General features: G+C 62.0%; 1 protein-coding gene. It reads right to left on the reverse strand.

Annotation, left to right across the window (positions count from 1 at the left end):
- A partial coding sequence (locus AC3A6X_RS36435) for a hypothetical protein (RefSeq protein WP_487846723.1) occupies nt 1-227 on the reverse strand: 227 nt, incomplete at its 3' end.
- Nucleotides 228-347 lie beyond the last annotated feature (120 nt).

Here is a 347-nt window from a genome sequence, read left to right on the forward strand (position 1 = left end):
CAGACAACGCCTCCGCGCATCGAAGGCTGAGCGGCGAGCCCCAAATAGGAACTACTGCACGGTTTGGCCATCAATTTGCGGGTCGCCGCCCCAATGCGCTCGCGATGCGCGCCCACCATCCGCCCATCAAGGCAAGGCTCATGGTTTGTCGGCTCCTGGACATGGTGAGAACCGTCGTCGACAGGAGCGACTTCTGCGAGTACTTCGCAGTTTTGCTTGAGCACCATCCAAGACGACGAAGGCGCGCAGATTCACCGTCGGGACTTCCGGGCTGCCGTTGCGGGTGCAGCCTCCTTCGCGGCGTGGACGCATCTTCCTCTCGCAACACATTCACGAAGTGCCCGTCG

The sequence above is a fragment of the Variovorax sp. Soil_C_12 genome, assembly GCF_057657375.1.